Origin of the sequence: Tateyamaria omphalii (assembly GCF_001969365.1) — a bacterium.
Taxonomy (GTDB): Bacteria; Pseudomonadota; Alphaproteobacteria; order Rhodobacterales; family Rhodobacteraceae; genus Tateyamaria; species Tateyamaria omphalii_A.
The window spans coordinates 1,029,178-1,049,137 of the sequence record NZ_CP019312.1 but is presented as its reverse complement, the minus strand read 5'-3'; the positions used below and the strand labels follow the sequence as shown (position 1 = coordinate 1,049,137).

The 19,960-nt window shown below is 60.5% G+C and carries 23 protein-coding genes, 1 tRNA gene and 1 pseudogene; 11 read left to right on the top strand and 14 right to left on the bottom strand.

The annotated features are described in order from the left end of the window. Positions 1-314: 314 nt before the first annotated feature. From BWR18_RS05175 to fabD, 5 genes are all read right to left on the bottom strand, one after another. Positions 315-851, bottom strand: coding sequence for a GNAT family N-acetyltransferase (locus BWR18_RS05175; RefSeq protein ID WP_076627014.1), 537 nt, complete (start codon positions 849-851; stop codon positions 315-317). A 150-nt stretch (positions 852-1,001) separates the two neighbouring features. Beyond that, complete coding sequence (locus tag BWR18_RS05170) at positions 1,002-1,235, bottom strand: acyl carrier protein (RefSeq protein WP_076627013.1); 234 nt, start codon at positions 1,233-1,235, stop codon at positions 1,002-1,004. A 183-nt stretch (positions 1,236-1,418) separates the two neighbouring features. Further along, entirely contained in the window at positions 1,419-2,156 is a 738-nt protein-coding gene (gene fabG, locus BWR18_RS05165; protein WP_076627012.1) for a 3-oxoacyl-[acyl-carrier-protein] reductase, read from the bottom strand. A gap of 16 nt (positions 2,157-2,172) precedes the next feature. Beyond that, positions 2,173-2,610, bottom strand: coding sequence for a hypothetical protein (locus BWR18_RS05160; RefSeq protein ID WP_076627011.1), 438 nt, complete (start codon positions 2,608-2,610; stop codon positions 2,173-2,175). Continuing rightward, entirely contained in the window at positions 2,603-3,535 is a 933-nt protein-coding gene (gene fabD / locus BWR18_RS05155) for an ACP S-malonyltransferase (RefSeq protein ID WP_076627010.1), read from the bottom strand. Before fabD ends, BWR18_RS05160 begins: the two co-directional genes overlap by 8 nt. A gap of 172 nt (positions 3,536-3,707) precedes the next feature. On the opposite strand from fabD, the gene BWR18_RS05150 reads away from it, so the two are divergent. Next, positions 3,708-4,934 (top strand): cytochrome b/b6 domain-containing protein, encoded by a 1,227-nt coding sequence (locus BWR18_RS05150; protein ID WP_076627009.1) that lies wholly within the window; start codon positions 3,708-3,710, stop codon positions 4,932-4,934. Between the two features lie 198 nt (positions 4,935-5,132). Here BWR18_RS05150 and BWR18_RS05145 read toward each other — a convergent pair whose 3' ends face one another. After that, on the bottom strand, positions 5,133-5,702 hold the full coding sequence (locus BWR18_RS05145; protein WP_076627008.1) for a YceI family protein: 570 nt from the start codon (positions 5,700-5,702) through the stop codon (positions 5,133-5,135). 133 nt (positions 5,703-5,835) lie between these two features. Next, positions 5,836-6,321, bottom strand: coding sequence for a hypothetical protein (locus BWR18_RS05140; RefSeq protein ID WP_076627007.1), 486 nt, complete (start codon positions 6,319-6,321; stop codon positions 5,836-5,838). Between the two features lie 238 nt (positions 6,322-6,559). Here BWR18_RS05140 and rpsF point away from each other — a divergent pair, with 238 nt between their 5' ends. The 4 genes from rpsF (at position 6,560) to BWR18_RS05120 (ending at position 8,473) form a co-directional block, all read left to right on the top strand. Next, positions 6,560-6,913, top strand: coding sequence for a 30S ribosomal protein S6 (gene rpsF / locus BWR18_RS05135; RefSeq protein ID WP_076630132.1), 354 nt, complete (start codon positions 6,560-6,562; stop codon positions 6,911-6,913). Positions 6,914-6,930: 17 nt separating this feature from the next. Next, on the top strand, positions 6,931-7,158 hold the full coding sequence (gene rpsR / locus BWR18_RS05130; protein WP_005608650.1) for a 30S ribosomal protein S18: 228 nt from the start codon (positions 6,931-6,933) through the stop codon (positions 7,156-7,158). Positions 7,159-7,170: 12 nt separating this feature from the next. Beyond that, entirely contained in the window at positions 7,171-7,806 is a 636-nt protein-coding gene (gene rplI, locus BWR18_RS05125) for a 50S ribosomal protein L9 (RefSeq protein WP_076627006.1), read from the top strand. A 103-nt stretch (positions 7,807-7,909) separates the two neighbouring features. Further along, positions 7,910-8,473 (top strand): DUF4329 domain-containing protein, encoded by a 564-nt coding sequence (locus tag BWR18_RS05120; protein WP_076627005.1) that lies wholly within the window; start codon positions 7,910-7,912, stop codon positions 8,471-8,473. Between the two features lies 1 nt (position 8,474). Here BWR18_RS05120 and BWR18_RS05115 read toward each other — a convergent pair whose 3' ends face one another. Continuing rightward, entirely contained in the window at positions 8,475-8,894 is a 420-nt protein-coding gene (locus BWR18_RS05115) for a RidA family protein (RefSeq protein ID WP_076627004.1), read from the bottom strand. A 171-nt stretch (positions 8,895-9,065) separates the two neighbouring features. After that, entirely contained in the window at positions 9,066-10,403 is a 1,338-nt protein-coding gene (gene tig, locus BWR18_RS05110; protein WP_076627003.1) for a trigger factor, read from the bottom strand. A gap of 267 nt (positions 10,404-10,670) precedes the next feature. Here tig and BWR18_RS05105 point away from each other — a divergent pair, with 267 nt between their 5' ends. The 4 genes from BWR18_RS05105 to BWR18_RS05090 all read left to right on the top strand — a co-directional run bounded on the left by BWR18_RS05105 (position 10,671) and on the right by BWR18_RS05090 (position 16,228). Then, positions 10,671-11,054, top strand: coding sequence for a response regulator (locus BWR18_RS05105; RefSeq protein ID WP_076627002.1), 384 nt, complete (start codon positions 10,671-10,673; stop codon positions 11,052-11,054). A gap of 60 nt (positions 11,055-11,114) precedes the next feature. Next, positions 11,115-14,432, top strand: coding sequence for a chemotaxis protein CheB (locus tag BWR18_RS05100; RefSeq protein ID WP_076627001.1), 3,318 nt, complete (start codon positions 11,115-11,117; stop codon positions 14,430-14,432). Positions 14,433-14,725: 293 nt separating this feature from the next. Beyond that, positions 14,726-15,754 (top strand): sensor histidine kinase, encoded by a 1,029-nt coding sequence (locus BWR18_RS05095; protein WP_172839356.1) that lies wholly within the window; start codon positions 14,726-14,728, stop codon positions 15,752-15,754. Positions 15,755-15,841: 87 nt separating this feature from the next. Next, positions 15,842-16,228 carry a response regulator gene (locus BWR18_RS05090; RefSeq protein WP_076626999.1) on the top strand — a complete coding sequence of 129 codons (387 nt, stop codon included), beginning with the start codon at positions 15,842-15,844 and terminating at the stop codon, positions 16,226-16,228. A 716-nt stretch (positions 16,229-16,944) separates the two neighbouring features. On the opposite strand, the pseudogene BWR18_RS21370 reads toward BWR18_RS05090, so the two are convergent. The 5 genes and pseudogenes from BWR18_RS21370 to BWR18_RS05075 all read right to left on the bottom strand — a co-directional run. Continuing rightward, positions 16,945-17,121: pseudogene (locus tag BWR18_RS21370) on the bottom strand (MBL fold metallo-hydrolase); the annotation flags it as partial. A 227-nt stretch (positions 17,122-17,348) separates the two neighbouring features. After that, complete coding sequence (locus BWR18_RS22015) at positions 17,349-17,564, bottom strand: hypothetical protein (RefSeq protein ID WP_254685001.1); 216 nt, start codon at positions 17,562-17,564, stop codon at positions 17,349-17,351. Beyond that, positions 17,494-17,733 carry a hypothetical protein gene (locus BWR18_RS22010; protein ID WP_254684965.1) on the bottom strand — a complete coding sequence of 80 codons (240 nt, stop codon included), beginning with the start codon at positions 17,731-17,733 and terminating at the stop codon, positions 17,494-17,496. Before BWR18_RS22010 ends, BWR18_RS22015 begins: the two co-directional genes overlap by 71 nt. A 116-nt stretch (positions 17,734-17,849) precedes the next feature. Beyond that, complete coding sequence (locus BWR18_RS22005) at positions 17,850-18,071, bottom strand: hypothetical protein (RefSeq protein ID WP_254684934.1); 222 nt, start codon at positions 18,069-18,071, stop codon at positions 17,850-17,852. Between the two features lie 119 nt (positions 18,072-18,190). Next, a tRNA-Leu gene (locus BWR18_RS05075) sits at positions 18,191-18,277 on the bottom strand. A gap of 322 nt (positions 18,278-18,599) precedes the next feature. On the opposite strand from BWR18_RS05075, the gene BWR18_RS05070 reads away from it, so the two are divergent. Further along, a complete protein-coding gene (locus tag BWR18_RS05070) occupies positions 18,600-19,268 on the top strand; it encodes a DsbA family oxidoreductase (RefSeq protein WP_076626997.1) in 669 nt (222 codons plus the stop codon). A gap of 4 nt (positions 19,269-19,272) precedes the next feature. Further along, positions 19,273-19,929, top strand: coding sequence for a lipoyl(octanoyl) transferase LipB (gene lipB / locus BWR18_RS05065; RefSeq protein ID WP_076626996.1), 657 nt, complete (start codon positions 19,273-19,275; stop codon positions 19,927-19,929). Positions 19,930-19,960 lie beyond the last annotated feature (31 nt).

Sequence of the window (19,960 nt, the reverse complement as noted above, 5' to 3'; positions counted from 1 at the left end):
TTTACGTTTCTGGCCCGCGTCATACCCTGCGCGCCTGTCCCTGTTCAAGTCCCGACGCGGGGGTGCGCGCCGAGATGCTCTATGGTGTCGCTGACAGCTTTTATTTTGCAAAAGCTGCCCTTGCCACCGGTCGCGTTTGCCTGCGCAACCGGAGACCGTTTCTCCCAAATGCTCCACGGTGTGGCTGGCAGCTTTGCTTGCAAAGCTACCCTTGCCACTGGTCGCGGTTGCCTGCGCAACCGCGACCGCTTTCGCTTTGGTGAGCCTGCGGCGCCAAACCGACAATGTAATGCGCCGCAAGGCGCGCATTTGGATCACGCCTGGGGCGGAGACTTCCGCAGCTTCAACTGGATCGGCCCGGCCCCATCCGCCGCCGCGCGCAGATCCACATAGCCAAGCTGTTCTGCAATCCGCGCCGATGCGCCGTGATCAGGGTCCATCATACAGACCAAAGGCCCCGTCACGACACGATCAAACCAGTCATGTGCCGCCGATGCCGCCTCAAGGCCCAGACCGCGCCCCTGTGCTTCGGGCGCAAGAACCCAGCCCGCTTCGGGCACGGAATCGAAATCCTCCCCCAAGCCCCGGGCGCCGTAGAAAAAGCCGACCTGCCCGACGAGCCGCTGGGTGGCGTGTTCTTCAATGCCCCACTGACCAAAGCCCGTGACCTGCCAATGTCCTGCGATGCCCAGAAAGGACCGCCACGAGGCGTCGCGGTCGCGCGGTGCGCCGCCGATATAGACGGCAACCTCGGGCAGCGCCCAGATCTCGGCAAAGCGGTCAAATTCGCCCGGCCGCATTGCGCGCAATGTCACGCGCGCCGTGTTGATGGTCGGCACATGTCTGCCCATGAATATTGTCCTGCCCGAACATGATTTTTGATTTTTCACAATCTTGTCCCCGCGGGGACATCAAAGGCAAGTGCCCATCGTACGGACAAAGAAAAACGGCGCCCTTCCGCAAGGAAGGACGCCGCCTGATCAGGCATATGCCCGAATGACTTACGAGGCTTTGGTGATGAAGCCCACTGCGTCGCCGAAAGTCTGGATGGTTTCGGCCGCGTCATCGGGGATCTCGATCCCGAATTCTTCTTCGAACGCCATCACCAGTTCCACGGTGTCCAGGCTGTCTGCGCCCAGATCGTCGATGAAGGACGCGTTTTCGCTAACCTTTTCTTCGTCCACACCCAAGTGTTCCACAACGATCTTCTTCACGCGATCGGCGATGTCGCTCATATGACTGTCCTCATTCTGTCCGGGGCAAATTTGCGCGCCCCCAAGTGGTGTCCCCGTGCAAGCGGGGCTCTGGTCTTGCCCCCTTGGGGCGGTGAGACATTGGGCCAAGCGATGGCCCGCTGCCGGAATCTGCGCCGCCTATAGCACATCCCGGATAGATGGCAATACGCGGCGTGTTAGCGCCTACAACATGGCCATGCCGCCATTGACGTGCAAGGTCGCGCCCGTGACATAGGCCGCTTCGGGGCTGGCAAGATAGAGCGTGGCGGCGGCGATTTCATGCGCCTCGCCCATGCGCCCGGCGGGAATTTGCCCCATGATTCCAGACTTTTGGTCGTCGGTCAGCTTGTCCGTCATGGCCGTGGCGATAAAGCCCGGTGCAATCGCGTTCACGGTGATCCCGCGGCTCGCCACCTCGTAGGCGAGGCTTTTGGACATGCCGACCATCCCGGCCTTCGATGCCGCATAGTTGGCCTGGCCGGGGTTGCCCGTCGCCCCCACGACGGACGAGATATTCACGATCCGCCCCCAGCGCGCCTTCATCATGCCGCGCATCACGCCCTTGCACAGCTTGAAGGTCGAGGTGAGGTTCACGTCGATCACCGACTGCCATTCGTCGTCCGACATCCGCATGAACAGGTTGTCGCGCGTGATGCCCGCGTTGTTGACCAGGATGTCGAGGCTGCCCATCGCCTCAGTCGCCTGTTTGGGCAACGCATCGACGGCGTCGAAGTCGCTGAGGTTGCAGGGCAGCACGTGCGCCCGGTCGCCCAGTTCGGCGGCCAGCGCCTCAAGCGGGTCGGTGCGCGTCCCGCTCAGCCCGACGGTGGCGCCTGAGGCGTGCAGCGTGCGCGCAATCTCGGCCCCGATGCCGCCCGATGCGCCGGTAATGAGCGCTGATTTTCCTGTTAGATCAAACATGTGAACCTCTTTTGTCTCAAGCTGTGGCGACGTCCATATAGACGTCACAGATATTCAAGGACGACTCACTGGCCATGAACCGATAGACCTCGCGCGCCCATCCCGTGCGCGTCAGTCCCCGTGCCTCAACCTCCGCCGTCAGCGCCTGGTAGACCTGCGGCAGCGTGTCGAACGCTCCATGATGACGCATGTGCAGCGCACGTGTCTCGGCCACATCGAACATCTCGAACCCCGGCATTGGTTTGCGCAGGGCCACGCCGATGCGGATGTCCATATCCTCCCCGGTCACCCGGTAGAGCGCTGTTTGCGGCCCGGCAAAGAAGATGCCCGCCTGTGCCATCGCCGAATCCATACGTCCGAAGACGTCCGGAATCAGTTGAAAGCGTTTGGCGAACGGCACTGTGTCGATCACGCCGCCCAGCGTCTCAGCCGGGAGGGTGAACAGATCAGCCATCCAATACGGCCTTGATATCATCCGGTGTGCCCACGGCGCGGGTGGTGATGGACCGGTCGATGCGGCGGATCATGCCCGACAGCGCCTTGCCCGCGCCGATCTCCCAGATATCGCTCACGCCTTCGGACGCCATATACATCACGCTTTCGCGCCAGCGGACCGACCCGGTGACCTGATCAACGAGATGATTGCGCACGAGCGTGGCACTTTGGCAGCTATGCGCCGTGACGTTTGGAATGACCGGCACGGCGGGGGCCTCGATGTCCACGTGGCTCAGCGCTTCGGCCATGACGCCAGCGGCGGGCTCCATCAGGCTGCAATGAAAGGGGGCAGAGACGGGCAGCATGACAGCCCGCTTCGCGCCGCGTGTCTTGGCGATTTCCACGGCGCGCTCAACGGCACCCTTGTGGCCCGAAACGACCACCTGGGCAGGGTCATTGTCGTTTGCGGCCTGGCAAACCTCGCCATTTGCCGCTTCTTTCGCAACGTCGGAGGCTGTCTCAAAGTCGAGGCCCAGCAGTGCGGCCATGGCGCCGACACCCACTGGCACCGCCTTTTGCATGGCCTCGCCTCGCGTACGCAGAAGCCGTGCGGTGTCCCCGACGCTCAGCGCACCGGCCGCGCAGAGGGCAGAATACTCACCAAGCGAGTGCCCGGCCACGAAACTCGCCTTTTCAATGGTGATCCCTTCGGCCTCGAGCGCGCGCATGGCAGCAATAGATGTGGCCATCAGCGCCGGTTGGGCATTCTGGGTCAGGGTGAGCGTGTCCTGGTTGCCTTCCCAGATCAGGCTGCTCAGCTTTTCGCCAAGCGCCTCGTCCACCTCGTCAAACACGGCTTGGGCTGCGGGATAGGCCTCAGCCAGCGCCTTGCCCATGCCGACGGTCTGGGCGCCCTGCCCTGGAAATACGAATGCCACGCTCATGGCCTGCCCCCCTTTTGGTCTTTTGTTCCGTGACGGGTGTAATCGGACGGCACGGGCCACACAAGAGAGTGCCGCACGGCATATGTGCGCCAATTGCATGTTGCCGTGCCGTGCGGACGCATAACATTAGGGGCAGAGGTGTTAGACCCCTGCACACGTCCGGAGACCACACATGTCCCTTTCCAACACCACTGACCGCTATGGCGATCTGGCCAAGACCTTCCATTGGCTGACCGCCCTTTTGATCATCACGCTGATCCCGTTGGGGATCATCGCCAACAACATGGCGTATGAGATCAAGGCATCGTCAGCGCCCGCTGACGCGCTGATTGCACGCACCGCCTGGTTGTTTTCACTGCACAAGACGCTGGGCGTCGCGGTGTTCTTTGTGGCACTCGCCCGCATCGCCTGGGCACTGAGTCAACCCAAACCGGGCCTCCTGCATCCCGACCGCAAGGTCGAGAGCCTGGCGGCAGAGACCGTACATTGGCTGCTTTATGGCAGCCTGGTGGTGGTCCCGCTGTCAGGTTGGATCCATCATGCAGCAGCCAGCGGTTTTGCTCCGATCTGGTGGCCATTCAGCCAGAACCTGCCCCTTGTTCCAAAGTCCGAAGCACTGGCAGGCGCCATGGCAGGCGCGCATTGGGTGCTGACCAAAGTTCTGGCCGCGGCGCTGGTCTTGCACATCGCGGGAGCCTTGAAGCACCACATCATCGACAAGGACGCGACGCTCAAACGCATGTGGTTCGGACGCGCGGATGTGCCTGTCACGGGTCACGCGCACAGGCACGCCCTGCCGGTGACCGCGGCGCTGGCCTTGTGGGCGCTGGCCCTGTCGGGCGGTGCGGCCTTGGGTGTTTATGCGCCGCACAGCGCCGTGGTGGACGCTGCCGAACTGGAAGAGGTCCAGTCGGACTGGCAGGTACAGGAAGGTACGTTGGGTATCACCGTCACACAGCTCGGTTCGGACGTTGTGGGGCAATTCAACGACTGGACGGCGGCGATCAGCTTTGACGAAACCGTAGAGAACGGAGTTGCGGGCAGTGTCGAGGTCACCATTTCCATCGGCTCGCTCACGCTCGGCTCGGTCACGGATCAGGCGATGGGGCCGGACTTCTTCCACGCAACGGACTTTCCGACTGCAACCTATGTGGCCGACATCATCCCGGTTGTTGACGGATACGAAGCGCAGGGCACGCTGACGATCAAGGGACAATCGGTGCCCGTCACACTGCCCTTCGGTCTTTCGGTTGACGGCGACACGGCTTCGATGGCCGGGGGCCTGACCCTCGACCGGCGCGACTTCAACATCGGCGAAACCATGGCCGATGAAAGCTCGCTGATGTTCGCGGTGGCCGTGGACGTGTCGCTGACGGCCACGCGGGCGGCAACGGAGTGACACCGCGCATATCTGCGCGCGGGCCTGCCCGTTTCTTCTGACTGAAAATACCACCGCCGGAGGCATATCCCAGGAGGGTCTGAAAAGGCCCTCCTGAATAGAATCGTGTCGCGCCACCGGCGCGTCATTTCGACAGCAGCCACGAGAAAGGGCCGCGCGAACGGATCGGGCGGCCCTGATGTGAGTGGTGGTCTTGGTTTACTCGGCCCTTTCGGCCTCGATCGAGATCTGGACCTGCACCTCGTCGCTCACTGCGGGGGCAAAGGCACCGACGCCGAAATCCGAACGCAGCAGCGTCGTTGTGGCGTTGAACCCGGCCCAGTCCTTCTGGTTGATCGGGTTGGCGCCCGCCTGGTTCAGCGTGGCGTCCAGCACGACCTCCTTGGTGACGTCGTTCATGGTCAGATCGCCAGTGATCTGGGCAGTCCCCTCGCCCGTCACCTCGATGGCGGTGGAGGTAAATGTGATCAGGTCCTCGTCTGTGGCGCCAAAAAAGTCTTCGGACATGAAGTGTCCGTCGCGTTGTTCCCAGCCCGTGAACATCGACGTTGTGGGCATCGACACAGTCACGCTGGAATTGGCCGGGTCTTCCTGATCGAACATGATCTCGCCTTCAAAGCCGGAGAACATGCCCCAGGTCGTGGAGAAGCCGAGGTGGTTGTAGGAAAACAGCACCTGGCTGTGGCTTGCATCCAGCGTGTAACGGTCCGCCGCGGCGGCAAGGGAAGCCGAGGCGGCCAATGTCGTGGCGAGGAGAAAGGATTTCATGGGGTGTGCTCCGCAAGAGTTTCTGTATGAGACCAAGATGTCGCAGATTGACGCAGAGACAACTGCACATCGCTCAACAGATTGTGCGCATGGCTGAACATCGCCCATGCGCATAAAGCGCATCCCCGACGTGTTACAGCTTACCGGCGTCTTGCAGTGCACCGAACAAGTGATTGCGCACCTGCGCGTCGTGCAGTGATACGTCCACCAGCACATCACCGTTGGCTGCCTTCAGTCGGACGGTCTCACCCATCACCTCGGCCCTGCCCAGATCGCGGATGGCCGTGCGCCGCGTGATCTTGCGACGGCGTCCGCCACCCGTGACGACCCGTACTTCGCGCCGCACCGTGTCGATTTCCACTTCGGGCACGTCATTTGCTCGGCGATCCAGTAGGATCAGGAACCCCGCCAGGCTGAGAAAGAGCGACACGGCCAGCTTCATCACGACCAGGTCTGCGCCCGCATAGGTGGTGGGTTCAAGCCAGACGCCGATGGCCCCCAGTACGAGGATCGCTCCGGCGGCATGTGTCGCAAAACCCGCAATCGCCCGCATGTCGAACGGTGGCTGTGGTCCTTTGGCCCCTTTGGTGTCTGTGGCGGCGTCGAAAGTGGCAGTCATGACAGTGATCCTCCAGCGTGGTTAATGTTGTTGGTGTCGTCGAATCGTGACCAAATTGCGGCCCGTCCAAGGAAAGGCCGTGGACGTGGCACATTTCCATTCGACCCTTGCGCCGCAGGCCCAGCGGTGTATATGGGCGCATCCCTGCAAACCTGTTTTGCCGCGCAGTCTCTCGTGACCATCCGCAGGGTTTATGGATCGGTCTATGAAATGCGCCTTGATAGAAGTGGAGAAGTCCATGCCTCTTTATGAGCATGTGATGATTGCCCGTCAGGACCTGTCGAACACGCAGGCCGAGGGGCTCATCGAACATTTTGGCACCGTTCTGGCCGACAATGGCGGTCAACTCGTGGATAACGAGTACTGGGGCGTCAAGACAATGGCCTACAAGATCAACAAGAACCGTAAAGGCCACTACGCTTATATGCGCACCGATGCACCGGCTCCTGCCATTCAGGAAATGGAGCGCCTTATGCGCCTGCATGACGACGTCATGCGCGTTCTGACGATCAAGGTGGACGAGCACGCCGAAGGCCCCTCGATCCAGATGCAGAAACGTGACGAACGCGACAGCCGTCGCGAGCGCCGCTGAGCAAAGGGAGCTAAACCATGGCTGCAAAACCGTTTTTCCGCCGTCGTAAAGTGTGCCCCTTCTCGGGCGAGAACGCACCCAAGATCGACTACAAGGACACGCGCCTGCTGCAACGCTATATCTCTGAGCGTGGCAAGATCGTGCCTTCCCGTATCACCGCCGTGTCGGCCAAGAAGCAACGCGAGCTGGCCCGCGCCATCAAGCGCGCCCGTTTCCTGGCCCTTCTGCCCTACGCCGTGAAATAAGGAGCGACTGATATGCAAGTTATCCTTCTCGAACGCGTGGCCAAGCTGGGCCAGATGGGCGACGTCGTCGACGTCAAGCCCGGCTACGCCCGCAACTACCTGCTGCTGCAGAAGAAAGCGCTGGTCGCCTCCGAGGCGAACATTGCCGACTTCGAATCCCAAAAGGCACAGCTGGAAGCCCGCAACCTGGAAACCAAGAAAGAGGCCGAGGCCCTCGGTGACAAGCTGGATGGCCAGCAGTTCATCGTGATTCGCCAAGCGTCCGACGGTGGGAACCTTTACGGCTCCGTCACACCCCGCGACGCATCCGACGTGGCGACTGCCGAAGGCTTCAGTGTTGACCGCAAGCAGGTCGTGATCCCGCAACCTATCAAGGAATTGGGCCTGCACAACGTGCACATCTCCCTGCACCCTGAGGTAGACGTGGTCATCCAGTTGAACGTGGCCCGTTCGGCAGAAGAAGCCGAGCTGCAGGCCTCGGGCAAGTCGATCCAGGAGCTGGCCGCCGAAGAGGAAGCCGCAGCCGAGTTCGAAATCCAGGAGCTGTTCGACGATATCGGTGCTGCCGCATCCGACGACGAGGAGCTGGCCGAGACCGCGGGCATCGCGACCGAAGAGGCCCCTGCGGAAGACGAGCCCAAGGCCTGATCCGGCCCATCGCTGACAGATTGAAACCGCGCCTTTCGGGGCGCGGTTTTTTCTTGGCCGGACCGGTTTGACGTTTGGTCTCGTGAGACCCAAGGTGCACCGCATGTTGCAACGGGTTGTCCTTTTACTTGTTCTGCTGACAGGGTGCGACGTCATTGACCCTGTGGGCGATGTCGGTGACATCGTGATGGCCCCCCGCGCCGTTCCGCAAACAGAGGCGGAGATCGCCTTTGCCGCAGATCTCTTCAACGATCTGCAACCCGCATCCATTGACGAGCGGCGCGAGTATTGCGGGCTGATCGGGATCACGGCGTCGGGGGACTATGTCGCCACCCCAGCCCGACGTGGTGGCGCATCCAGCTGCCTGCCGCCCGAACGGGCCCGGCCCGGAGTCACGGTTCTGGCCTCATACCATACCCACAGCGCCTATGACCCTGATTTCCTGACCGAAATCCCGTCCTACGACGACATGCGCACCGATATTGAGGACGGTACGGACGGGTATATTGCCACGCCGGGCGGGCGGTTTTGGTACATTGATGCCCGCGCACGGGAAGCGCGGCTGATCTGCGGGGCGCAGTGTCTGGTGAGCGATGCCCGGTTTGAGGAAGACCCGGAGTTTCCGGTGCGCGACCGCTACACCTTGCAGGACTTGCGCCCGTATTGAATCACGTCGCGTTTTCGGCAGGTAGATGAACCACCATCTCGACCTCGATCCGCAGATCCGGCGCGGCAAGCGCCGCAACACCGATGCCGGTCACGCTGGGCCGCGCGCCCTGAAAGAACGCCGTCAGTGGCGGCATGGCAATGCCCATCGCCGCATCATCCAGCTCCCTTACGTAGATACGCATCTGCGCAATGTCCTGCGGTGTGGCAGTCAGGGCATCAAGAGCGCGGCCCAGATTTTCGACCACCTGCGCCACCTGCCCCTCAAGCGATGCCGGGACTTCACCCCCGTCCGCAGGAATGGCGACTTGGCCAGAGACAAAGGCCAACCGGCCAGGTCCGGCGATAGAGATTTGTGAATATCCAAGGTCGCTGGTGTCGGGGAGCGTATCGGGGTTGAGGCGGATGAGTGCAGAAGACATGTGCGGTCCTTTCCGATCGGTTGAGCCTGACAGATAAATACCGCGAGACGGTCGCAATAGGGCCGTGGCAGCGCAGTGCGGAATACCGCCATGTGCGAATATGCAGTCCGCGCAAAGAAAAAGGGCCACACCAATGGCGCGGCCCCTTGTTCGCAAGTCTGATAAAGCGGCTTAGCTGTCGTCTTCTTCCAGCGCTTCGACGGCCTTTTGCAGGTCGTCCTTGCTGACCTCTTTGTCCGTCACAGCCGCGTTTTCGACGATATGGTCCACGACCTTGTCTTCAAAAAGCGGCGCGCGCAGTTGCTGTTGCATCTGGGCGTTTTGCTGCACGAATTCAAAGAACTGACGTTCCTGGCCGGGATACTGCCGCGCTTGTTGCATGATAGCTTGGCTCATCTCGGCGTCAGTCACTTCAACCTCTGCTTTCTGACCCAGTTCAGCCAACAGCAGACCCAGGCGCACGCGGCGTTCAGCCAGCGCGGTGTGTTCGTCCGTGGTCTCGATCTCGGGGTGATCGTGCCCTTCGACGTCTGGGTTGTCCTCGTGCCAGAGCTGGTGCGCGATCTGCTTGGCCTCGGCCTCGACCAGCGAGGGCGGCAGGTCAAAGTTGACGATGTCGTCCAACTGGTCGAGCAGACCGCGCTTCATCACGGCGCGCGCGGCACCGGCATATTCGCTTTCCAGCTGTTCAGAAATGCGCGTTTTCAGGCCGTCCAGATCCTCCGCCCCGTATTTCTTGGCCAATTCATCGTCGATCTCGGCGGCGACGGGCTTTTTCACCTCTTTGATGGTGCAATCAAAGGTCGCTTCCTTGCCCTTGAGGTTTTCGGCCTGGTAATCCTCGGGGAAGGTGACGGTCACGGCCTTTTCCTCGCCCGCTTTTACGCCGACGAGCTGCTCCTCGAAACCGGGAATAAAGCTGTTGGAGCCCAGCACCAGCGGATAATCCTCGGCCGAACCACCCTCGAACGCTTCACCGTCGACCTTGCCCACGAAATCCATGACGACCTGATCGCCGTCCTTTGCTTTGACGCCGGCCTTGCGCGGTTTGAAGTCTTGCGCGTTTTCGGCGAGCGAGCCCAGTGTTTCCTCGACCGCGGCGTCGTCGGCTTTGACCACCAGACGCTCGAGTGTGACCTTGCTCAGGTCCAGCTCGGGGATGTCCGGCAGCGCCTCATAGGACATCTCGACCTGCACGTCGTCACCTTCTTTCCAGTCCTCGTTGGTCATCTTGACCTCAGGCTGCATGGCGGGGCGGTCGCCGCTGTCTTCGAAATGCTTGCTCATGGCGCCGTCGATGCTTTCCTGCATCGCTTCGCCCATCAGACGCTGGCCAAACTGTTTTTTCAGCAGAGCCATAGGCACCTTGCCTTTGCGAAAGCCCTTCATCTCGACGTCGGGCTGCGCTTCGGTCAGCTTTTCGTTGACCTTCTCGTCCAGCTCGGCGGCGGTCACGGTGATGGCATAGCCGCGTTTCAGCCCTTCGTTCAGCGTCTCGGTGACCTGCATGTGTGCTCCCATGGGGTAAATGCCCCCTGTCTGCGGAGGGCTGTTCGTAAATTCGCGCCCTTCTATGCAGGGTGTGGGCTGTGTGCAAGGGCCTTGGGCCACCGCCGCGTGCAAATTTGAAGGACCCGCCAAAGGTCTGTCGCCCGCGCACCGAGAAACTGTCGCACGGCGTTTCTTGCAAAAAGATGGTGGGGGGCCGCTTAATTTGTTATCGTAAAACGAGAGTTCCATTTTGGACGGTGCGGTCCGTCGGTTAGGACACCAGCAATGCAGCAGCAAAAGAAAGTACTTCTGATCGAAGACGATCAGTTCAGTCGCTTCATGATGAAGGAAGTGATTGATATGCTTGGCGTCGGTGTGGACATTGCCGAAAACGGCAAACAGGGCTGCGACACGTTGGATGATAACCCCGAGGATTACGGGCTGGTTCTGATGGACCTGCATATGCCGGAAATGTCCGGCATTGATGCGACCAACTATATCCGCACGCGCGTGCCGCCGAATGCCGTGCCGATTATCGCCGTCACTGCCGATGTCGATTATCACAACGCGCAGGTCGTCAAAAAGCTGGGCATGAACGGTTTTGCCAGCAAGCCCGTGTCACCTGGCCATCTGATGGACCTGATCGATCAGTATTGCCCCGTGCACTAACCTGAACTTACCCCAGCTACAGAGACAAGCGCATCGCCGCCAGGAATACCCGAGGACTTAATGAGCGCGGATACGCCCGAACAGCCTGCAGCCCCCTCCGATAATACCACCGATACGGGAACAATCGAACCTTTGCGTGTGATTGGCATCGCCGCCTCTGCAGGTGGGCTGGAGGCCGTTTCCCTGCTGGTGCAGAACCTACCGCAGGATGCCAATGCGGTCTATGTCATTGCACAGCACATGTCGCCGACCCACAAGAGCGTTCTGTCGACGCTGATATCGCGCGATATCAGTCTGCCCGTTTTGGAACTGGGTCCTGAAACAGAGCTGGAGCGCGGCTATATATATGTGACACCGCCGAATGCGGATGTGGTTCTGGAAAGCGGCATTCTGCGTCTGCGCAACCCGTCTGGCCACGCGGCCTCGCCCAAGCCGTCGGCGGATCGCCTGTTCAAGAGCCTGGCCAACGAACAGGGTGAAAACTGCATGGGCATCGTGCTGTCGGGCACGGGGTCGGACGGCAGCTATGGGGTGCAGGCCATCCGCGAGGTGGGCGGCATCACCATCGCGCAGGAGCCAGCCAGCGCCAAGTATGACGGCATGCCAACTTCCGCGATCGAGACAGGGTGCATCGACCTGACCCTGTCGCCGGAACAGATCGGCACACATCTGGAAAAGATCCTGGCCCAGCCCCGCAACCTGGACGGTCTGCGCAGACTGCAGGACGAACCCAAACCCCTGGGCGAACTGTTCGGCATCCTGCTCGCCCGGACCCAGGTCGATTTCGCCGATTACAAGGAAAACACCCTGAACCGCCGCATCGTGCGGCGCATGACGGCCCTGGGTATCCAGAGCTATGACGACTACGTGGACTATTGCCGCACCAACATGCCAGAGGTCGACGCGCTGCACCGCGATCTGCTGATCTCTGTCACCCGGTTTTTCCGCGACCCCGATCAGTTCGATAAGTTGCAGCGCGAAGTTGACGCCAAGTTCAGCAGTCGCGATGACAGCCCGATCCGGGTCTGGATCGTTGGCTGCGCCACCGGCGAGGAAGCCTATACGATCGCTATCATACTGGCAGAGGTTCTGGGCGGCATCGAGATGCTGGCCCGCCGTAATGTTCAGATTTTTGCCACCGACATCGACCAGAACGCGATTGAGGTGGCGCGCAAGGGCATCTATCCCATTGCAGCAGCCTCGGACATTCCCGCCAAGCTGCTCAGCCAGTATTTCAGCGTTGGCACTACAGACATTACGGTGCGGCCTGAATTGCGCGCCGTCACGCTGTTTTCCCATCACAATGTGTTTCAGGACCCACCGTTCATCAACGTGGATCTGGTCAGCATTCGCAACTTGCTGATCTACTTCAACCTTGCCCTACAGGAACGGGTTCTGAGCCGCCTGCACTACGCCATGGCAGCAGGCGCGTTGCTGTTTGTCGGCACGTCCGAGACGGTGGGCGAGATGGGGGTTTTCTTCGAGGGCCTCCAGGGGGCGGACAAGGTCTATATCAAGCGACGCGGGATATCGGGCGAATTGTCTATTGATCCATCCGTGCGGGGATACCGGGGCGGCATGCGCAGCTATCCGGCGAATGAAAAGACACATTCAAAGTCCGAGCAAGGCGAAAAACGTGACCTTTCACTTGCCCGTGCCGTTGCCCCCAACGGCATGATCTGCACCCAGAACGGCAACATCATCGAGGTGCTGGGCGATCTGAGCCCGTTCATGGAGATCCGCGCAGGCGCGTCAACGTCATTGAACGTGCGCATGTTGATTGACCCCTTGCGAACCGAAGCAACCAGCCTGATCGCGGTTGCCATCCGAAACAGCGCGCGGCGGACAGGTCGCTGGCACAGGGTGTCGTTGCCGGTTGGCAACCAGGTGCAATTGCAGGTGTTCCCGTTCATGGGGCAACGCGGTGGAGAACCGCAATGCCTTATCGGGGTGAACGCAAGATTCGAGGACGTGTCCGACAGCCTCTCGGGCGACATCGAAAACCTCGACCATCGGTCCTATGTCGAAAAGATGGAGCTCGAGATCAAGTCGACGCAGGAAGCCCTGCAACAGACCATCGAAGAGCTGCAGACCGCAAACGAGGAACTGCAATCTTCCAACGAGGAACTGCAATCCACCAACGAAGAATTCCAGGCCACCAACGAGGAGTTGGAGACCTCGAACGAGGAGTTGCAGTCCACCAACGAAGAGTTGCTGACCGTCAACGAGGAGTTGCAGATCAGTTCGGCCGAACGTCAGGCGCTCGCGTCGGAGTTGGAGGCGACGATGACGTCTGCCCCCTATTCGGTGGCACTTGCCGATCAGGCGTTGATGGTGCGGCGCATGTCGCGCATAGCCATGGACTTCTTTGGCGTGGGCGAAATCCCCCCTACGGGCATTCACCTGAGCCAGTGCAACCTGCCCTCGGGCTTTCCGGCCCTGGCCCCGATCGCGAACACCGTGCTGCGCGTGCAGGAGCAACGCCGCGTACCTGTCCTGTCGCGCGGAAGCTACTACACGATGCTGATGTCGCCCGTGCATGATGTGCACCGCAAGCTGATCGGCCTGTCCATAACGATTACCAAGGACGTGAGCGACCCGATGAACCTGATCGTCGATATGATGAGCAAGGCCAGCAACATCGCGCATTGGTCCTACAATTTGGACACACAGGAACTGGTCTGGTCCTCCGAGATGTTCACCATTCATGGCCGCTCGGACTCTGGTGACATGCTCACCTGGGATGACACGATCAACATGATCCATCCGGCGGATCGGTCCGCATATCGGTCCATGATTGATGCGCTTCTGGACGAGGGAACATCGCAAACCTATGCGGCGCGTGTCTTTGGGCCCGAAGGCCGGATTGTGAAGATCAAGGGCAGCATCACGCTTATTCGCGATTCGGAAGGTGAGCCGGTACAAATGGTGGGCGTGACCTGGGATGATGCTGCCGGCCTCGCCCGCGACATTCAGCTTTCCAGCCTGGAAGCGGTACAGGACGATCTGGGTATCGGCTTCTACTCCTTTGATATCGAAAACAATATCGGGCTGTGGAGCAAGGCGATGTACGAGCTATTGGGCTTTGTCCCCGAACGGCACCCGCCATCGGTCGAGGCGCTTCTGAAACGCGTGGTCGAAGACCAGCGCGATTCCCTGGCCGAGGATTTTCAGGCCGTGTTGGAGCGTGGCGAGCCGTTTGATCGCATCGTGATGCTGCAAAACGAAGCGGGTGAGAAGACAACGTGCACCTGTCGGGGTCGGGCGCGGTCCGCCAGTGATGGCCGCGTCAGCCATGTCTTTGGCAGCTTGCGTCTGTTGACCGATGCCGAGGTGGCGCATCAAGACAACGCAATGCAGGTTCAATCCGCCAGTTAACCGTCCGTTCACCAACTCGGGCCACTATCCTCCGGATCGGAACTGAGCAGAGCCTATCTCACATGAATATGATGTCTTCGGCACACCCCGTCAAAAACCGCTATTCGCAGGATGTAGAGCGGGCATTGAACCTGCTGCCTGATGACGCGGATGTGGATCGTGACACGCTCAGCGCGGCTTTTCTGGCGTCACCTTACGCGTGTTTTCTACTGGATCAGGACGCCCGTGTGCTGGTCTGCAACCGTCGGGCCGAACGTCTGTATTGCAGACCGACAAACGATGCATCGGATGGCTTGCGCGGCATTGGCCTGCACAAATTGACCAAGCTGACACTGGAAGAGACGATGGACGTCCTGAAAACCGGGGCCGCCAGCAGTTCGATGGAATTACCGATGATCGCCATGCAAGGGGCCAGCGTCGTGCGCCCCACCCTGTTTCGAGTCGCCCTGCTCAGGTCAAGCGCATTGGGGCAACGGCTGTATCTATTGACGCAGGACCATCTGAAAGCGGCAGCAGAAGCGCTTGGCCAGATGAACAGGCGCCGTGTCGCGGCGCGCAATGACCTGGCCCAGATCGAGGCGCGCCTCGTGAACCTTCATGCGTCGTTGATCGCAATGGAATCCTTTGCGCATCAAGCCTCGCATGATCTGAGAACCCCGCTCAGCACGATATCCGGAATGCTGCAACTGTTCGCGTCGCGCTTTGGTGATGGCTTGCCCGAAAAGGGGCACGAATATCTGAACGTGATGCGCCGCGCCGCGGAACAGATGGACAACCTGACTTGTGACTTTTTAGAACACGCGCGCTCGGCGTCTGCCGAGGTCGCCGCAGAACCGGTCAACCTGCGCGCGATGTTAGAGGACGTGAGACGAGATCTGCAGAACGGGCTGACGCCGGAAGACATGGACTTTCGGATCACTGGCCCGTCCTCGACCGTGATGGCGGAGCCGACCCTGCTGCGCATGGTGCTCGCCAACTTACTGGGCAACGCCGTCAAGTATCGGCACCCGGAGCGCCGGTTGTGTGTCGAGGTCATGCTGCGTTCTGATCCCGATGGCATCGAAACGCTGACCATTTCAGACAACGGCAGCGGATTCGATCCAAAGCGCGCGGAAGAGATCTTTTTGCCATTTCGACGCCTGCACGCATCGGTGGAAGGGACCGGTATGGGCCTATCGACCTGTGCGGAAGTGTGCCGACGTCATGGATGGGCCATATCTGCGTCATCAGATGGCGAGAGCGGCGCAAATTTCAATGTATATTTCAGTAATTTACACAGAGCTCGACAAAAGGAACAAAATAATCCAATCTTTTCCGAATGATGGACTTCTTTACAGATTGAACGGCGTGTTAAACGTTTCTTTAATCTGTGACACATAGAAATCTGTCTCAAGAAAACGGAGTTGTTCATGGCTGTAGTTCTGGTGCTTGAAGATGACCCTAGCCTGCAGTTCACGTTCAGCGAGGCGCTGGAAGGCGCGGGGCACGAAGTGCACATCGCATCCGATAATGAGCAAGCCATGAACGAATTGCGGCGGTGCAACCCCGATGTTCTCTTGCTCGACCTGATGGTGGATGGCGGGTTGTCGACGGATGTCGCGAATTATGCCGGATATTCTGCGCCGGATGCCGAAGTGATTTATGTGACGGGCAGCGGACTTTTTGCGAAGGGTGAGTTGTTCACGATGACCCGCAACGCACGCATGGTTCTGCGCAAACCCGTCGATCTGCGTGAACTGATCACCATGGTCGGCCATGTGGCACCGGAATCGGTCGCCATGACAATCACCGCCTAGAACCATCTCACTCGGCGGGTGTGACCCCCTTTATCAACTGTTTCAAGCTCAGGCTCGCGCCGATGAATATGGCGGCAAACGCGCCCGGTGCGCTGAACACCAGCGTCGAAAATGCAAAGATCCCCTGCTCCACGTTGCACCCCATTCCCAGGATCGCCCCGGCCCCATCAGGACCGCACCGCTGATCTGACGCCGCAATTCACGCGGGTCTTCTCAGGCTACCCATCGGAAATGCCCTTTGGAGTAATATCCAACGGCCGCGCCAATCATCACCCCCAAAGACTGATCCCACGCTGAACGACAACGTGTTGCCCTGCGCTGTCGTCACGTAAAACAGCGTGTCACCGATCGGGGAAACAAAGCTGTGCCTCTCCATGGGTTCCAGAACCGCAATCGTGCCCCGCTCGCCCCGGATCCAGACATTCCGTTCAAACGACGGGAGCGTCCGCGACACCACCTCGCGCACCATGCCCAATTCCTGCGGGATGTCCTGCTGGATGCGCCCCACCGTGGCCGGTTGCCTGCCCAGACACCGCGCCAGCTTCGGATCGGTGCAAAAGCAGCGCGTCGATCACGTCCGTCAATTCGCCCTCCCGATGCGCAAAGCCGCGAAACACCGGTTCGCGAAACGCCGCATCGCGGCCCATCAGGGTCTGAAACCGTGCCGCACTGATGGCTACTGCCGTCACCGCCCCTTCGGCATAGCCATAGCCCTGATATGGCCGCCTGCCATTGGTCACGACCACCCCGTCGCCCGTCAGGATGAAACTCATGTTGCTGTGCCCGCTGTTTTCATGGGCCGGCGGCGCAGTGACGCCGATGGCGGACCAGACATGCGGGACCACCTTGACCGGTTTGGAACAAAGGACCGAGCCGGGGTGCTGGTCGGCAATATCCTAGCTGGCAAACGCGGGGGCTGCGCACAGCGCGAATGCGACAGCACAGCGCATCATGCGCGCTCAGGCACGAACACGTACCCTTCCGATGTCTGATCTACGCGCCACATCCCGCCGTGTGGCAAGTGAAAGCCAACAATCCGCATCGGCTCCGACACGGTGCGATCAAACAGCACTGCACGGGTCACAGCGGCCCTATCCCCATCCTGATCCAACCAACTGATCTACGCGGGCTTGTGAAAGGCGACATGATGATTGCCGATCGCATTGCCCAGAATCAAGGCGTTGTCACGCCCGCTGGGCGGCTCGAAACTCGCATGCCCCGGCGAAGCGACCGCGCCGATGCCCGGCAAGACGACGTCTTCATTCTCAAACAGCGCCACACTGTCCTCGATCACCCGCCTCCGGCGCTTGGCGCCCACGGCAAAGGCCGCGCGCACCTCGCCAATGGTGTCGACGGTCGCAGGGTTCTGCCAATATTACCACGCGGTCCGGCCCATCAGATCGGTGGCGTTGGCAAAAAAGCGGCTCATCAAAATCGTTGAACAGTCCCCTAATGTGATCGGGATGCACATGGGTGAACACCACATGGGTGATGTCCTCCGGCATCGGACCGAGGGCGATCAGACTGTCCGTCTCCACCCCGCCTTCGGCATGAAATCGGGACCGGAGCCCAAATCCAACGACACTGTGCTATGCGCATCGCGGTAAAGCGGGAGACTGCACTACGGGGTCAATTGCGTGGGCGACAGATCATAGGCGGCGAGGATCGGCTGCAACTGATCCTTCGGCATCGGGTCAAAGACAAATCTGCCGAGCAAGGTCAGGTTGCCATCGCTGACAGTGGTCAGGGTCGTATCCCCCACCTCCGCCCGCGCAATGGCCGGAGTAAAACCCGCGCCGCCCGCCGCCACATTTCCAGGCACCAGAAATGACCGTCGGTCCATCGGTGTCCCCTCTTCCTCAAATTCTCATACCAGAGTGTTTCAAGACGCGGTGAGGGAACACACCGCACAAATGTAAAGGCGGTTTATCCAATGGACGACCAGCAAGGAGAGGATGACAATGGTGCGGCCGGCGAGACTCGAACTCGCACGAGTGTTACCTCACAGCGACCTCAACGCTGCGCGTCTACCAATTCCGCCACGGCCGCACGCCTTGACTTGGTAGCCGGGGTTTAGCGACGAACGCAGCACTTGCCAAGACCGAAAACTCAAAGAAAAACATCGGTCCGAAAGTGGCCCGATCGGCGTCGCTCGCACCTTTTTGTTTGCAGCCACACTGACAATAGCGGCAATACTGGCGCCGACCGGAACATCGCGGATGGCAGCCACACGGTGTGCGTTGACTTGGACCGGGCCGATGCAGCATTCAGCGGTCTGCAAAACGCACCCAGGTGGCGCCGAGTCGATCCTGGCGTCCGCATGACTCCGACAACGGCCGCGCGCCGAAGGCAATAAGGACAAAAGACAATCTTGCCCCCCGAGACCGAACCGAAAACCGCACCCGTCCTCGATATTGATATCGTGTCGGACGTGATGTGCCCCTGGTGCATAGTCGGATTCCGGCAGCTGGAACAGGCGCTTGGCATGACTGGCATGGGTGCACGCATCCGTTGGCATCCGTTTGAGCTGAACCCCGACATGCCGCCCGAAGGTCAGAACCTGACGGAACATATTGCCGAAAAATACGGCGCCAGCCCCGCGCAATCCGCACAGAACCGCGCGCATCTGCAAAAACTGGGTCAAAGCCTCGGAATCGACTTCGCCTTTGCCACCGACAGCCGGATCGTCAACACGTTCGAAGCGCACCAACTGCTCGACTTTGCCCTATCGCAGGGCAAGCAACACCCGCTGAAACTGGCGCTTTTCCATGCGCATTTCACCGAAACGCGCGATGTATCGGACCGCAACGTGTTGCTGGATGTGGCAGAACAGGTCGGTCTGGACCGAAATGCAGCTGAGGACGTCCTGGCGACCGGATCGCATCAAGACCGCGTGCGCGAACAACAGGCGTTCTGGAACGGGCACGGCATCACTGGCGTGCCATCAATGATCTTTGGCGGCGCATACCTGGTCACCGGCGCCCAAGGGGCGGACCATTACGCCCAAATCCTGCGCAAGGCCGCGCAGGAGGCCGCCTGACACGATGGTCGAATGGATCACCACACCGGGCCTCACCGATTACCGTACAGCCGAGGCATGGATGGAAGCGCGCGCCACCGCCATCGCCGCTGGCGCGGCAGAAGAGTGCATCTGGCTGGTCGAACATCCAGCGCTTTACACTGCCGGCACCTCGGCCAAGCCCGAGGACCTCACCGATCCCGACCGCTTCCCCGTGTTCGACACGCGGCGCGGCGGGCAATACACCTATCACGGGCCAGGCCAGCGCGTGGCCTATACCCTGCTCGACGTAGGCAGGCGCGGGCGCGATGTGCGCGCCTTTGTCAAACAGTTGGAAACCTGGGTGATCGCCACGCTGGAGACGTTCAACGTGACGGGCGAGATCCGCGAAGGCCGCGTCGGCGTCTGGGTCGCGCGCCCCGAAAAGCCACGCCAGCCCGACGGGTCCATGGCCGATGACAAGATCGCCGCCATCGGCATCCGCCTGCGCAAATGGGTCAGCTTTCACGGGCTGAGCATCAATGTCGAGCCGGACCTCACCCATTTCGACGGCATCGTCCCATGCGGGATCGCAGAACACGGGGTCACGTCACTGGTGGACCTTGGTCTGCCGGTGACGATGGAGGATGTGGACGTGGCCTTGCGTCAGACATTCGACACTGTTTTCGAACCCAAGGCGTGATCCAGAGGCCGCTACGCGACGCAATTTAGTT